Raw genomic sequence first — 15,072 nt, 5'->3', positions numbered from 1 at the left:
TATAAATGAAAATAGCAGTAGTCATACTCAATTGGAATGGTACGAAATTGTTAGAACAGTTTTTACCGTCCATTGTAAAATATACTCCCGAAGCCAATATTTATCTTGCCGACAATGCTTCGACCGATGATTCTATAGCTTTTGTGAAAACTAATTTTCCAACGGTTCGTATTATCAGGAACGAAAGTAATCTTGGTTTTGCCCAAGGCTATAATGACGCTTTAAAAAGTGTTGATGCCGAGATATTTGCCTTGGTCAACTCGGATGTTGAAGTGACCGAAAACTGGTTACAATCCATCATCGTAACTTTCGAAAACGAACCCAATACTGCCATAATCCAACCTAAAATATTGGATTATAAACGCAAGGAATTCTTCGAATATGCTGGTGCTGCCGGTGGATTTATGGATAAATACGGTTATATGTTTTGTCGGGGACGCATCTTTGAAACTTTGGAAAAAGATAACGGACAATATGACGACAATTGCAAGATATTCTGGGCTTCGGGCGCTTGTTTTTTTATTCGGAGTTCAATTTTCGATGAATTAAAAGGTTTCGATGCCGATTTTTTTGCACATCAAGAAGAAATTGATTTATGTTGGCGAGCATTCAATAAGGGACATGAAATAAAATTCAATTCACAATCAATAGTTTATCACGTTGGCGGAGCAACTTTGCAACTTGGAAATCCAAAGAAAACCTTTTTAAATTTTAGAAATTCATTGTTGATGTTAGTTAAAAACCTTCCAAAAAAACAATTGATTCCCATAATTTTCACTCGTTTAATTTTAGATGGAATTGCAGGAATAAAATTTCTATTTCAAGGAGAATTCAAGTATGTATTGGCAATTTTAAAAGCCCATTTTGCTTTTTATGCCCATTTTTATAAACATTACAAGAAAAGAGGTGTTTTTCAATCTAAAAAATACTATAATACTAAAAGTATCGTTTATCTTTACTTTATTAAAGGAATCTATATATTTAATAATAACTTTGACTCTAAATAAATATTAAAAACTAACTTTGTAACTCACGTTTAATTAAACTTAATTTCTATGAGAAAAATTGTAATTGCCTTATCCTTCTTTATGCTTTTGACATCTTGTGTTTCAAAAAAGAAATATACAGATTTAGAAGACAGAAATAAAGAAACTCAAGATTTATTGAATACTTGCACCGTAAAATTGAACTCTTGTCTTGAAGACAAATCAGGACTTAGTGCAACTTTAGCGGCTTTGAGAGATCAAATCCAAAACTTAAAATTGACCAATCAAGATTTGATAAGTACTTCAAAAGATATGACGATTTTATCTACAAAAGGAGCTCAAAATATTGAAAAAGCTTTAGAATCTATTAAAGAGAAAGATTTGAAAATTTCTAGAATGCAAGATGCTCTAACCAAAAAAGACAGTGTAACTCTTGCTTTAGTAACAAGTTTGAAAAGCGCAGTAGGAATCTCTGATCCAGATATTGAAATCAATGTTGAAAAAGGAGTTGTTTTTATATCTATTGCTGATAAAATGTTATTCAAAAGCGGAAGTTATGATGTAACCGACAGGGCAAAAGGAATTCTGGCTAAAGTGGCTAAAGTAGTCAATGATAAACCTACCTTTGAATGTATGGTCGAAGGTCATACTGATAACGTTCCTTATTCTGGAAGCGGTTTATTACTTGACAATTGGGATTTGAGCGTAAAACGTTCTACGTCTATTATTCGTGTTTTGACCAATGAATTAAAAGTAAATCCAGCACAATTAATTGCTGCAGGAAGAAGTTCTTACATTCCATTAGTAGAAAATAATTCAGCTGAAAATAGAGCAAGAAACAGAAGAACTCGTATCGTGGTTTTACCAAAAATCGATGAATTTTATGAAATGATCGAAAATGAAATGAAAAAACAACAGCAATAGAACATTGTTCAATGATCCGATTGTTAAATAAAAAAAACGTCTCGAGAAATCGGGACGTTTTTTTATAGTTATTGAATGCTAACTTTGAATTTGAGACTGAACTCTTTATTAAAGGATATCCAAACTCCCCTTACCTTCTCTCAAAACAATAGGCTCATCGCTTGACAAATCGATAATAGTTGAACCCATATTATCGCCATAACCACCATCAATAACAATATCGACCAAGTTTTGCCATTTCTCGAAAATGAGTTCCGGGTCGGTAGTGTATTCAATAACATCATCTTCATCATGAATGGAAGTGGAAACTATAGGATTGCCCAATTGGCGGACAATTTCCAAGGCTATCGAATTGTCCGGAATACGAATTCCGACAGTGGTTTTCTTCTTGAATTCCTTTGGAAGATTATTATTTCCAGGTAAAATGAAAGTGTATGGCCCTGGCAAAGCTCTTTTTAATAGTTTAAAAGTTGCCGTGTTTATTTGTTTTACATAATCAGAAAGATTGCTCAGGTCGTAACAAATAAAGGAAAAATTAGCTTTTTCCAACTTCACACCTTTAATCTTGGCAATACGTTCCAAAGCCTTACTGTTAGTAATATCACAACCCAAACCGTAAACAGTATCCGTTGGATAAATAACCAAACCACCATCTTTTAAAACCTTTACAACTTTGGCAATAGCCGCTTCGTTAGGTTTGTCTTCGTATATTTTTATAAATTGACTCATTTTTTTGTATAATTATTATTGGTCTCTTCGAGTGATTTTGAATAGTAATGCGTCAGTTTTACTATTAAAAGTTGTATCGAGAAGCATTAAAAAACAAAAAATTATCGATACATTTTTTGTTCCGTTACTCTCCACAAAAAACACTCGAACAGACGTAAAAGAATAAACAAATTTTAAAAATTTACCCAATAACATCCAATTTCGCAAATCGCAGCAACAATTTCTTGATGCCTCCTACTTCAAATTTGATTTCCGCTTTCTTATCAGCACCTGTGCCTTCAATGTTTAACACTTCACCTTTGCCAAAACGCTCGTGCATCACAATATTTCCTGCAATCAGTTTGTTATCAAATAAATTGGCTGCTCCCGAAGCATTAGTATTTGAAAGCGGCTTTAATTTCCGAATCATTGATGTAGGTTCTTCACCATATTTCTTTGGTGGTGTTCCATTGGCTGGTTTTGCCAAACGCAATTTAGACTTGTCAATGTCCCCAAAAATATCGCTATCAATCATTGGTTTGTATCGATAATTATTTTCTTCAGCGGTGAGATATTCTAAATATTGCCCGTCGATTTCTTCGATAAAACGGGAAGGTTCGCTATCCGTCAATTTTCCCCAACGATATCGCGATTGTGCATACGTCAAATACGCCTGATGTTCTGCCCTTGTTAGCGCTACATAAAACAAACGACGTTCTTCTTCTAGATCGCTACGGGTACTCATACTCATTGCGCTCGGAAACAAATCTTCTTCCATTCCCACCACAAAAACGTATGGAAATTCTAATCCTTTAGCTAAATGTATCGTCATCAATGCCACACGATCTTCATCGCTGGTATCTTTGTCCAAATCAGTCGCCAAGGCTACATCTTCCATAAATTCAGATAAAGCGCCACGAGCACCGTCAATTTCTTTTTGGCCTTCGGTAAAATCTTTTATACCGTTTAATAATTCCTCAATATTCTGGATTTTTGCCATTCCTTCCGGAGTCGCATCTTTCTTTAATTCTTGCACCAATCCCGTTTTCTTGGCCACGTGATCCGTGATATAAAAAGCATCTTGATTTTCGTTAATTACCTGAAAACTCTGAATCATTGTCACGAAATCATTTAATTTTTGCTTTGTTCCGGAGTTCAGTTTCAAATCGATTTTATCAATATTCTGCATTACTTCAAAGATGGAACGCTTGTAATGATTGGCGGCAACAGTCAGTTTTTCGACTGTCGTATCCCCTATTCCACGTGCCGGATAATTGATAACCCGAATCAGGGCTTCTTCATCTTTCGGATTGATGACCAATCGCAAATAACACAAAACATCCTTGATTTCTTTCCTTTGATAAAATGACAAACCACCGTAAATTCGATACGGAATATCCCGTTTTCTAAGTGCATCTTCCATCGCTCTGGATTGGGCATTGGTACGATACAAAATAGCAAATTGACCATTTAACATCTGGTTTTGCATCTTTTGTTCGAAAATGGTACTGGCCACAAAACGCCCTTCTTCCGCATCAGTCATACTGCGATGCACTTTTATCTTGGATCCATCACTGTTGGCAGTCCAAACAATTTTGTCGAGTTTGGTTTTGTTTTTGTCTATAATCGAATTTGCCGCTTCCACAATATTTTTTGTCGAACGGTAATTTTGTTCCAATCGAAAGGTTTTCACACCTTCATAATCTTTCTGGAAATTCAGGATGTTGTTGATATTAGCACCACGAAACGCATAAATACTTTGCGCATCATCGCCCACGACGCAGATATTTTGAAATTTATCCGATAAAGCACGAACAATCAAGTATTGTGAATGGTTGGTATCTTGGTACTCATCGACCAAAATATATCTAAAACGGTTCTGGTATTTGGCCAGAACTTCCGGAAAACGAGTCAGTAATTCATTAGTTTTCAACAATAAATCATCAAAATCCATAGCTCCAGCCTTGAAACACCGGTCCACATAATTTTGGTAAATTTCGCCCAAACGAGGTTTTTTGCTCATTGCGTCTTGCTCTTGCAATTCGGGATTATTGAAATAGGCTTTTACGGTTATCAAACTGTTTTTATAAGAGGAAATCCGGCTCAAAACCTGTTTGGGTTTATAAACGTCTCTATCCAATTGCATCTCTTTGATGACGGATGAAATCAACCGAACCGAATCTTGGCTATCATAAATAGTGAAATTCGAAGGATATCCCAATTTATCAGCTTCAGAACGCAGGATTCTTGCAAATACAGAGTGAAAAGTTCCCATCCAAAGATTTTTGGCTTCATTGGAACCCACAATATCGGAGATACGCTTTTTCATTTCTCGTGCTGCTTTATTCGTAAAAGTCAAGGCCAAAATACTAAAAGCATCCACACCCAAACTCATCAAATAAGCAATGCGAATCGTTAATACACGCGTTTTTCCCGAACCGGCACCGGCAATAATAATCATTGGTCCGTCTTTTTGGAGGACGGGTTCCCGTTGGGCTTCGTTAAGTTGGTCGATGTATTTGCGCATAAAATTTTCTGTTGAATGCAAAAATAAGGATTTAAGAATTAAAAAAAGGATGGTTCTCTATTTATAAAACACGTCATAGGCAAACCGAATCAAGGTGCCTATAACGACCACCAAAAAGAAAATTCGGATAAATTTATTTCCTTTATTAATAGCTAATTTTGCACCAAACCAACCACCAAAAGCATTGCAAAAAGCCATTGGAATTGCAATTGCCCATATAATTTTTCCTTTCAACATAAACAAACATATCGAACCAAAATTAGTAGCTAGATTAACCATTTTAGCATTTGCGGAAGCGTGCAAGAAATCAAATCCCATCAAGGCGATAAACGCTAAAACTAAAAAACTTCCTGTACCAGGACCAATAAATCCGTCATAAAAACCCACTACAAAACTAATTAGAACAGCATAAAAAACTTGGGTTCTGGCAGAATGAGTTTTCACAATGTGTTGGCCGAAATTTTTCTGAGCATAGGTATAAATTACCAGTAGCGAAAGAACTACCAGCAATAAAGGTTTCATAAAATCATTGCTCACATAAGTTAACAAAGTCGAGCCCAAAAATGCCGAAGGAAATGCCAAAACCATCATTATTAGCAATAATTTCCAGTTCATTTCTACCTTTTTAAGGTATTGAAAAGCGGCAAATGAAGTTCCGCTAAACGCAGGGATTTTTAATGTTCCAATGACCGTAGAAACAGGGAAATTGGGCAACATAATTAATCCAACTGGAGTTTGAATCAATCCACCACCACCCACTATTGCGTCTATAAATCCTGCGGCAAAAGCGGCCAAACAAAGTATAATTATAATATAGGTTTCCATTTTTAATAAAATTTTACCAAATGTAATCTATAAGTTTATTGGTTTATTCGTTAATTTGTCTTTGGTTAATATTTTTTTTTAAAACAACTATGGATATAACACAAATAATAGAATTAGTAAGTTATTCTTTGCCAACTCTTATAATGGCATTTGTCGCCTACAGTTTCTTTGAATTATACACAAAGAACGAAACTGAAAAAAGAAACTATTTGTTGCAAAAAGACACAAAGCCAGATACTTTATCTCTGCGTTTGCAAGCATACGAGCGCATGACTTTGTTTTTAGAACGCATCAATCCTTCACAATTATTAGTAAGGATTGCTCCTATTTCTGATAATAAAAATGATTATCAAAACTTTGTAATTGCACAAATCGAACAGGAATTCGAACATAATTTAACTCAGCAAATCTACATTTCAGATGAATGCTGGTCCATTATTATGACTGCCAAAAATGCAACAATCCAAACGATATTATTGGCAACTCAAAACGAAAAAATTAGTGATGCCAATCAATTACGGGGAAATATTTTAAAAGATTTATTTGATAAACCATCACCAAGTAGTGCAGCTCTGGCATTTATCAAAAATGAAGTAAGTCAATTATGGTAAATTAGATCTATTTTCCGGATACATTTTCAACAATTGTATTACCGTATTCCAATTCCGAATTGTCGCCGTCACGTTCAATTTTTTTTCAATATATTTTTGATCAAATCTTGTTTTTCCAGCTACAACGGCGTATTTAATATAAATCCTATTCCCGTCAATACTCGCTTCATCGGGTTTAAATTGGCTAATTCTCAAATCGTTGATGCTGTCACTTGGTAGTTCCTTAGAAACAAAAGCAACGTATAGTTTTTTAGAATAGATTTCTTTTTCTTTCAAAAAAAGATTGTTCTTGAAACAGGCTTCTAAATCGGCTTTTCCAATAACTACAATTGGAACTTCATATCCAAAAATCTTGAAGATTTCATGTTTGATTTTGAAGCCAACAGCTGCAGCATTTTCTTCCTCGGTATCCACAAAAACATTTCCTGATTGAATATAAGTTTGCACATTTTCGAAACCAATAGCTTCTAAAGTTGTTTTCAGAGCTTCCATTTTTATCATATTATGTCCGGAAACATTGATGCCACGAAGCAGTGCGAGATGGGTTGTCATTTTTTAAAGTTTAAGAATTCAAATATACTTTTTCCTCCTTCCATTACCAAACAATTGTATTTCCTAATTTCCAAACAAAAAGCTATCTTCGCTTTCAATAATTAAAAGATAAAAAATAATGATTTAAAGATTTTGCATTTCAACAAATCTAAAATCTAAAATCTAAAATCTGAAATGGCTAACCTCCTAGAAACTCCCATCGAATACCTCAAAGGCGTCGGTCCCAACCGTGGCACTTTGCTTCGCAAGGAATTGGGAATTCACAAATATGGCCATTTGCTTAATTTTTTCCCGAATCGGTATATAGACAGGACGCGTTATTACAAGATCAACGAATTACAGAACAATGTTGCAGAAGTCCAAATCATCGGCAAAATCATCAATATTAAGACCGTTGAATTTGGCAAAAACCAGAAACGATTGGTTGCCACTTTTTTGGATGACACGGGACAAATGGAACTCGTTTGGTTTCAGGGTCACAAATGGATTCGCGAAAGTTTGAAGCTTAACGAAATGTGCGTGATTTTCGGAAAATGCACTTCGTTTGGAAACACTTTCAATATGGCGCATCCCGAAATCGAGTTGATGGCAGAACACGAACAAAGCCTACGATCTGCGATGCAGCCCGTTTATCCATCGACGGAAACCTTGGCTAATCGTGGAATTTCAAATCGGGTAATTAATAAAATGATGCAGCAATTGTTTCAAGAGACACAAGCCCAATTTTCGGAAACCCTGCCTGATTATTTAACTGCCGAATTAAAACTGATTCCAAAAAATGGTGCTTTATTCAACATCCATTTTCCAAAAAGTGCCGAGGCCTTGGCGAAATCCCAATTTAGATTAAAATTTGAGGAGTTGTTCTATATCCAATTGCAATTAATCACGAAAAACCTGGTTCGGAAGCACAAAATAAAAGGACATCCTTTTACGAAAGTGGGAGATTATTTCAATGATTTTTACCAAAATCACCTTCCTTTTAAATTGACCAATGCTCAAAAAAGAGTGATTAAGGAAATCCGAATCGATATGGGAAGCAACGCCCAAATGAACCGATTGCTTCAAGGCGACGTGGGTTCCGGAAAAACAATCGTGGCACTGATGAGTATGCTCATTGCCTTGGATAATGGTTTTCAATCTTGCTTGATGGCACCAACAGAAATTTTGGCAAACCAGCATTTTAATGGCTTAAAGGAATTGGCCTCTGATTTAAATATCAACATCAAATTACTCACGGGTTCTACTAAAATTGCTGCCCGAAGAATCATTCACGAAGAACTCGAAAATGGCAGTTTGCACATCTTGATTGGCACACACGCTTTATTGGAAGACAAGGTGAAGTTTCAAAATTTGGGCTTGGCCGTGATAGACGAGCAACACCGTTTTGGGGTGGAACAACGTTCGAAACTATGGAAGAAAAACGAAATTCCGCCACACGTTTTGGTAATGACCGCCACGCCTATTCCCAGAACTTTGGCAATGAGTTTGTATGGCGATTTAGATATTTCGGTGATTGACGAATTGCCACCGGGACGAAAACCCATTCAAACTGTGCATCGATTTGACAGTAATCGGTTGAAAGTATGGAAATTTATTCGGGATGAAATTGCTTTAGGTCGCCAAATTTATATTGTCTATCCGCTAATTGAAGAATCAAAAACTATGGATTTCAAAGATTTAATGGACGGTTATGAAAGTATTTCTCGTGATTTTCCATTGCCACACTATTCCATTTCTATTCTTCACGGCAAGATGAAACCGGTAGATAAAGATGCCGAAATGAAACGCTTTTCTGAAGGAAAAACCAATATTATGGTCGCAACAACCGTGATTGAAGTGGGCGTGAATATTCCGAATGCCAGTGTTATGATAATAGAAAGTGCGGAACGTTTTGGATTGTCACAACTCCATCAGCTTAGGGGTCGTGTTGGTCGTGGTGCCGAACAAAGTTATTGCATCCTGATGACGAGTCATAAATTGAGTACCGACAGTAAAACTAGAATGGAAACGATGGTGCAAACAAATGACGGTTTTGAGATTGCCGAAGTTGACCTCAAGCTCCGTGGACCAGGTGATTTGATGGGGACGCAACAAAGTGGAGTACTTAATCTTCAAATCGCTGATATTGTTAGGGATCGTGATATTTTAGTATTGGCACGAAATTACGCAATAAAAATTTTGAAGGATGATGCTCCAATGCAAAAGCCAGAAAATGCTATTCTTCAATTAACTTATATTGAATTGACAAAAAAGAAAAATATTTGGAATTATATAAGCTAATATTCCAATTCTAAAAGCTAAATTTGTTTTCACCTAAAAAAGTGAAGTTTAATCTTATTCTCTCAATATAGTTATGAAACTAAAAAACATCGTTTACACCATACTAATAGTCGGTTTTGGTGCTTTTATTGTTTATCGAATAGCTTCCAACAAAAGCAAAAATAACGATTTTAAAGACAAAGGTGGAAAAAACAAAACGACAAACGTAATCGGAATTGTCCTTCAATATCAAACTTTCGACAATATGCTTTCGCTTTCTGGTTCTATTGAGGCTAACGAGCAGGTGGAAATTCGGTCAGAGGTTTCAGGAATTGTCGAAGGCATTTATTTCAATGAAGGAAGCTATGTTAGCAAAGGACAATTGCTCTTTAAAGTAAATGATATTGAACTAAAAGCACAATTGGCTCAAGCCAAAACTAAAGAAGACTTAGCATCGGAAACCGAGAGAAGAGCCCAGCTTTTACTTGATAAAGAAGCTATAAGCTTGGAAGAATTAGATATTGCCAAAGCAGATTATAAATTGGCACAAGCCCAAATTCAATTAATTCAGGCTCAAATTGCTAAAACTTCCGTTCGAGCCCCTTTTTCAGGGAAAATAGGATTGCGTTCCATTTCGCCCGGAACTTATATCACTCCAAGTATTTTAGTAGCCAAATTAGTCAATATTGGCAAATTGAAAATCACTTTTTCAATTCCTGAAAAATACATCAATCAAGTTAAACCAAACTCCAACTTAAGTTTCACGGTAGCAGGTTCATCCGAAAAATATGAAGCCAAAGTATATGCAATTGAGCCGGAAGTTCAAATCTCTACAAGAACTTTACAGGTTCGTGCTATTGCAGAGAATAAATCTGGCAAATTATTACCTGGCACTTTTGCCAATGTAGAATTTCCTTTGGACATTATAAAAGATGCCGTCATGGTTCCCTCGGAAGCCATAATTTCTGTTCAAAACGGAAAAAAAGTTTTTATTTCTTATGATGGAAAAGCAAAAGAAGTTATGATTGAAACCACCACAAGAACAGATGCTTCGGTTTTGGTTTTATCAGGATTAAAAGCAGGTGACACCCTTATAACGAGCGGAGTGATGAGTTTGAAAAATGATGTTCCAGTAAAAGTGAAAGTCAAATAAATAGCAGACTTCAGTCGGTAGAAATTTTTTAAATCAAAGATCCGCAATCTAAAATCTATAATCTCAATGAGTTTATCCACATTAAGCATCAGAAGACCCGTCTTAACCATCGTAATGAACTTGACCATCATCTTGTTCGGAATTATTGGTTACACTTTTTTAGGCGTACGAGAATTTCCTTCGATAGATCCAGCACAAATATCAGTTCGAACTAATTATACTGGAGCAAATGCAGATATTATTGAATCTCAAATTACAGAACCTCTAGAAAAAGCAATTAATGCTATCGATGGAATCAAGAATATTACTTCCTCCAGTAATCAAGGAAGCAGTTCCATTACTATCGAATTTAATTTGGATAAAGATTTAGAAACTGCGGCAAATGATGTTCGGGATAAAGTTTCACAAGCAGTTAGAAATTTGCCCCAAGATATCGATTCGCAGCCAATTGTTTCAAAGGCCGACGCCAATAGTGAAGCCATTATTTCGATGACTGTTCAAAGCGATTCAAGAAACGCTTTAGAATTAAGCGATTATGCCGAAAATGTAATTAGCCAAAATTTAGAAACGATTCCCGGAGTGAGTGGAATTCAAATTTGGGGACAAAAAAGATATGCTATGCGTTTGTGGATTGATCCCGAAAAATTAGCTTCATATGGCATTACAGTTTCGGAAGTTAGGGTGGCACTAAACAAACAAAACGTAGAATTACCTTCCGGAAAAATAACGGGAGACAACACTGAATTAACTGTCAAAACAGTTGGGAATTTGACTTCTGCTGAAGAATTTAATAATATAATTATTCGTTCTAATGGTGAAAAAACAGTAAGATTAAGCGATATTGGCCGTGCAAATCTTGAAGCCGAAAATATTGAAACCCAATTAACACAATCTGGAAGACCGCTCATTGGAATTGCCATAGTACCTTTACCTGGAGCCAATTATATTGACATTTCCAATGCTTTTTATAAAGAATTTGATAGATTACAAAAAGATTTACCCAAGGATATTAAACTCAATATTGCTATTGACAATACTGTTTTTGTAAAAAAATCAGTTATTGAAGTGGCAGAAACATTAGGAATTTCATTACTTCTGGTAATATTAATCATCTATTTATTTTTCAGGGATTGGGCAATCGCTTTCCGACCTTTAATCGATATTCCGGTTTCGTTGATCGCAACATTTTTTATAATGTGGCTTTTTGGGTTTTCGATAAATGTATTGACTTTATTGGCAATTGTATTGGCAACAGGATTAGTTGTCGATGATGGAATTGTCGTCACCGAAAATATATTTAAGAAAGTAGAACAAGGAATGACACCCATTGAAGCTGCGATAAAAGGGTCGAATGAAATATTTTTTGCAGTGATTTCCATTTCCGTCACATTAGCTGCAGTGTTTCTACCTGTAATATTTCTGGAAGGATTTGTCGGGCGATTATTTCGAGAGTTCGGTGTTGTCATTGGTGCTGCTGTATTAGTTTCTGCCTTTGTTTCCTTGACCTTAACACCAATGTTGAATGCTTATTTAATGAAAGGTGGCCAACAAAAAAAATCAAATTTTTATATAAAAACAGAACCCTTTTTCCAAAAGTTAAATGCCACTTATGCCAATGCTTTAGAGCGTTTTATGAAAAGAAAATGGATGAGTTTTCCCATTATAATTGCGTGCTTCGGATTGATCTATTTATTTTTCAACTTACTTCAAAAAGAAACGGCACCATTAGATGACCGAAGTGGATTTGTTATGCGAATGGCAACTCCAGAAGGTTCTTCGTATGCCTATACCGATCGATTTATGCAAGAAATTTCTAAATTGGTAGATGATTCCATTCCAGAAAAAAAAGTTAGCTTAGTTATTACTTCACCCGGATTTAGTGGTTCAGGTGCTGTGAATAGTGGATTTATTCGAATATCTTTAAAAGATCCAAGTGATAGAAAAAGATCCCAAATGGAAATTGCGGATCAGTTAACTAGGTTGTCGAAAAAATATCCCGATGCAAAAACATCTATAAATCAACAGCCGACAATTGCGGTAAGCCGTCGTGGTGGTTTACCAATTCAGTACATTATACAAGCTCCGAATTTTGAAAAATTACAAGAGAAAATTCCTTTGTTTATGGATAAAGCTTCAAAAAACGAGACTTTTTCTACTACCGATGTAAATCTAAAATTCAACAAACCCGAAATTAATGTAACCATTAATCGTGAAAAAGCCGAAAGTTTAGGAATATCGGTAATCGATATTGCTCAAACTTTACAGCTTTCGTTAAGTGGTCAGCGTTTTGGTTACTTTGTAAAAAACGGTAGACAATACCAAGTCATTGGACAATTCGACCAAAAAGACAGATCGAAACCATTGGATCTAACTTCGATGTACGTAAAAAATAAAAAGGGAGAATTAATTCAAATGGACAATGTCGTGAATATTGAGGAAAAAAGTAATCCACCACAATTGTACCACAACAACCGATATATGTCGGCAACGGTTTCTGCCGGACTTGCTCCAGGAAAAAGTATTAACGACGGAATTGATGCAATGAACGAGATAAAAGCAAAAGTTCTAGATGATACGTTCACAACTGATTTGGGTGGAGAATCACGTGATTTTGTCGAAAGTAGTTCCAATACTTCTTTTGCTTTTGGACTAGCTTTGCTGTTGATATTTTTAATACTAGCGGCACAATTCGAAAGTTTTATCGACCCTTTTATCATTATTTTAACAGTGCCAATGGCCGTAGCTGGTGCTTTATTTTCGCTTTGGCTGTTTGACCAAACTTGGAATATTTTTAGCCAAATTGGAACCATTATGCTTATTGGTTTAGTGACAAAAAACGGAATCCTAATTGTGGAATTTGCCAATCAATTGCGTAATCAAGGGAAATCTAAAATAGACGCTATTCTTGAAGCTTCAGAAGCAAGACTTAGACCCATTTTAATGACTAGTCTAGCGATTGCATTGGGAGCTTTACCTATTGCCTTATCTATTGGAGCGGCATCGAAAAGCAGAATTGGAATGGGAGTTGTCATCGTTGGAGGAACAATATTCTCCTTAGTTTTATCTTTATTTGTGATTCCGGCTTTGTATTTAATGTGGTCGAAAACCAGAAAACATAATCTAGAATTTGATCACATTGAAGAATATGAAAAATAAATTAAATAATATGTTACAATCAAAAATCATAATAAAAAGCCTAGTTTTATTTTTCTTCTGCATTGTAAAAATGAATGCTCAAGAACTTTTAACTATTGAAGCTGCAACGAAAATTGCATTGGAAAATAATTATGAAATAAAAATTGCTTCTAACAATTTAAATAGAGACAAAACAAATGTAACTACTGGAAACGCTGGAATGTTGCCCAAGGTCACTGCAAGTGTAGTGGACAATAACGGAATTCAAAATCTTTCGCAAACACGTGCTGACGGAACAGTAAATTCACTTAATAACGCCAAAAGCAGTAATTTGAATTATGGTGTTGGATTAGATTGGACCATTTTTAACGGTTTTAAAATGTTTGCAAAATTGGATCAATTAAAAGAATTGCAAAAATTGGGCGAAACACAATTAAAACTGACTATTGTTACAAAAATAAGCAACCTAAATAGCGTTTATTTTGAATTGGTAAGCCTGCAACAACAATTGATAGCATTGGACACAACCATTGAAATTTCAAATCAACGTTTGACATTGGCTAAAAACCGTTTTACGATTGGAAAAGCATCTAAATTAGAAGTTTTGAATGCCCAAGTTGACCTCAATACTGATAAATCAAATTTATTAAGACAGAAAGAATTATATGCCAACACAAAAATTGTATTGAATCAATTGATGGCTCGGGATTCAAAAATTAATTTTAAAGTGGTTGATGTAATTGAAGTGGATAAAAGTTTGATGCTTAAAGAATTATTCGATTTGGCCGAAAAACAAAATCCAGAATTAGAAACCCAAATTATCAACCAAAGAATTTCGGAACTACAATTGAAGCAAATTAAAGGAGAGCGATATCCAACCGTAAACTTAACTTCTGGTTATGTTTTCTCGGAAAGTCAATCAGGACTTGGTTTTACAACCCAATCGTCAGCACAGGGACTTAATTATGGATTTCGAGCATCCTTAAATTTGTTTGATGGATTTGAACAAAACCGAAATGAAAAAATTGCTGAAATTAAAATTGATAATGCTAAATTGGCAATAGAACAGCAAACTCAAAAACTCAATTCACAACTGACAGCTTACTATCAAACGTATTTAACCAATTTAGATTTGATAAATTTAGAATTTGAAAATGAAGCTATTGCCAAGCAAAACTTAGAGATTACGGTAGATAAATTCCAAATTGGAACTATAACAACATTAGAATTTAGAACTGCACAATTGAATTATATCAATGCCAGAGTAAATTATAGTAATGCACAATTTAAAGCGAAATTAACAGAGATATTATTAAAAGAATTGGCGGGAAATTTGACGTTTTGAAATATTAATTTTAAGTAATATAGAATAAATAATTCGCAAAAAGACTT

At 35.1% G+C, this 15,072-nt stretch carries 11 protein-coding genes; 7 read left to right on the top strand and 4 right to left on the bottom strand.

Going from position 1 to position 15,072, the window contains the following annotated elements; all coding sequences use genetic code 11:
• Positions 1-5: 5 nt before the first annotated feature.
• Both AABM59_RS01720 and AABM59_RS01715 read left to right on the top strand, forming a co-directional pair.
• Complete coding sequence (locus AABM59_RS01720) at positions 6-1,007, top strand: glycosyltransferase family 2 protein (RefSeq protein ID WP_338407261.1); 1,002 nt, start codon at positions 6-8, stop codon at positions 1,005-1,007.
• Positions 1,008-1,055: 48 nt separating this feature from the next.
• Positions 1,056-1,910, top strand: a complete 855-nt coding sequence (locus tag AABM59_RS01715) for an OmpA family protein (protein ID WP_338407260.1) — start codon at positions 1,056-1,058, stop codon at positions 1,908-1,910.
• Positions 1,911-2,018: 108 nt separating this feature from the next.
• Here AABM59_RS01715 and AABM59_RS01710 read toward each other — a convergent pair whose 3' ends face one another.
• The 3 genes from AABM59_RS01710 to AABM59_RS01700 form a co-directional block, all read right to left on the bottom strand.
• Entirely contained in the window at positions 2,019-2,639 is a 621-nt protein-coding gene (locus AABM59_RS01710) for an L-threonylcarbamoyladenylate synthase (protein WP_338407259.1), read from the bottom strand.
• A gap of 181 nt (positions 2,640-2,820) precedes the next feature.
• A complete protein-coding gene (locus AABM59_RS01705; RefSeq protein ID WP_338407258.1) occupies positions 2,821-5,145 on the bottom strand; it encodes a UvrD-helicase domain-containing protein in 2,325 nt (774 codons plus the stop codon).
• A gap of 57 nt (positions 5,146-5,202) precedes the next feature.
• Positions 5,203-5,970, bottom strand: coding sequence for a TSUP family transporter (locus AABM59_RS01700; protein ID WP_338407257.1), 768 nt, complete (start codon positions 5,968-5,970; stop codon positions 5,203-5,205).
• An 89-nt stretch (positions 5,971-6,059) separates the two neighbouring features.
• On the opposite strand from AABM59_RS01700, the gene AABM59_RS01695 reads away from it, so the two are divergent.
• Positions 6,060-6,581 carry a hypothetical protein gene (locus tag AABM59_RS01695; RefSeq protein WP_338407256.1) on the top strand — a complete coding sequence of 174 codons (522 nt, stop codon included), beginning with the start codon at positions 6,060-6,062 and terminating at the stop codon, positions 6,579-6,581.
• On the opposite strand, the gene AABM59_RS01690 is transcribed toward AABM59_RS01695, so the two are convergent.
• A complete protein-coding gene (locus tag AABM59_RS01690; protein WP_338407255.1) occupies positions 6,573-7,133 on the bottom strand; it encodes a DUF1697 domain-containing protein in 561 nt (186 codons plus the stop codon). The two genes, AABM59_RS01695 and AABM59_RS01690, sit on opposite strands and share 9 nt — an antisense overlap.
• A gap of 174 nt (positions 7,134-7,307) precedes the next feature.
• On the opposite strand from AABM59_RS01690, the gene recG reads away from it, so the two are divergent.
• The 4 genes from recG to AABM59_RS01670 all read left to right on the top strand — a co-directional run bounded on the left by recG (position 7,308) and on the right by AABM59_RS01670 (position 15,025).
• Positions 7,308-9,413 (top strand): ATP-dependent DNA helicase RecG, encoded by a 2,106-nt coding sequence (gene recG, locus AABM59_RS01685; protein ID WP_338407254.1) that lies wholly within the window; start codon positions 7,308-7,310, stop codon positions 9,411-9,413.
• 73 nt (positions 9,414-9,486) lie between these two features.
• A complete protein-coding gene (locus AABM59_RS01680) occupies positions 9,487-10,545 on the top strand; it encodes an efflux RND transporter periplasmic adaptor subunit (protein WP_338407253.1) in 1,059 nt (352 codons plus the stop codon).
• Positions 10,546-10,611: 66 nt separating this feature from the next.
• Positions 10,612-13,701, top strand: a complete 3,090-nt coding sequence (locus tag AABM59_RS01675; protein ID WP_338407252.1) for an efflux RND transporter permease subunit — start codon at positions 10,612-10,614, stop codon at positions 13,699-13,701.
• A gap of 70 nt (positions 13,702-13,771) precedes the next feature.
• A complete protein-coding gene (locus tag AABM59_RS01670) occupies positions 13,772-15,025 on the top strand; it encodes a TolC family protein (RefSeq protein ID WP_338407251.1) in 1,254 nt (417 codons plus the stop codon).
• The last annotated feature ends 47 nt before the right edge of the window (positions 15,026-15,072 follow it).

It is taken from the genome of uncultured Flavobacterium sp., from assembly GCF_963925185.1.
Taxonomy (GTDB): Bacteria; Bacteroidota; Bacteroidia; order Flavobacteriales; family Flavobacteriaceae; genus Flavobacterium.
Note: the sequence above shows the minus strand (reverse complement) of the source record. Positions and strands in the feature narration are given on the sequence as shown.

Coding starts and splice junctions, on each gene's coding strand:
- AABM59_RS01695 (WP_338407256.1), top strand. CDS start 6,060: ATGGATATAACACAAATAATAGAATTAGTAAGTTATTCTTTGCCAACT.
- AABM59_RS01700 (WP_338407257.1), bottom strand. CDS start 5,970: ATGGAAACCTATATTATAATTATACTTTGTTTGGCCGCTTTTGCCGCA.
- AABM59_RS01705 (WP_338407258.1), bottom strand. CDS start 5,145: ATGCGCAAATACATCGACCAACTTAACGAAGCCCAACGGGAACCCGTC.
- AABM59_RS01675 (WP_338407252.1), top strand. CDS start 10,612: ATGAGTTTATCCACATTAAGCATCAGAAGACCCGTCTTAACCATCGTA.
- AABM59_RS01670 (WP_338407251.1), top strand. CDS start 13,772: ATGAATGCTCAAGAACTTTTAACTATTGAAGCTGCAACGAAAATTGCA.
- recG (WP_338407254.1), top strand. CDS start 7,308: ATGGCTAACCTCCTAGAAACTCCCATCGAATACCTCAAAGGCGTCGGT.
- AABM59_RS01715 (WP_338407260.1), top strand. CDS start 1,056: ATGAGAAAAATTGTAATTGCCTTATCCTTCTTTATGCTTTTGACATCT.
- AABM59_RS01720 (WP_338407261.1), top strand. CDS start 6: ATGAAAATAGCAGTAGTCATACTCAATTGGAATGGTACGAAATTGTTA.
- AABM59_RS01690 (WP_338407255.1), bottom strand. CDS start 7,133: ATGACAACCCATCTCGCACTGCTTCGTGGCATCAATGTTTCCGGACAT.
- AABM59_RS01710 (WP_338407259.1), bottom strand. CDS start 2,639: ATGAGTCAATTTATAAAAATATACGAAGACAAACCTAACGAAGCGGCT.
- AABM59_RS01680 (WP_338407253.1), top strand. CDS start 9,487: ATGAAACTAAAAAACATCGTTTACACCATACTAATAGTCGGTTTTGGT.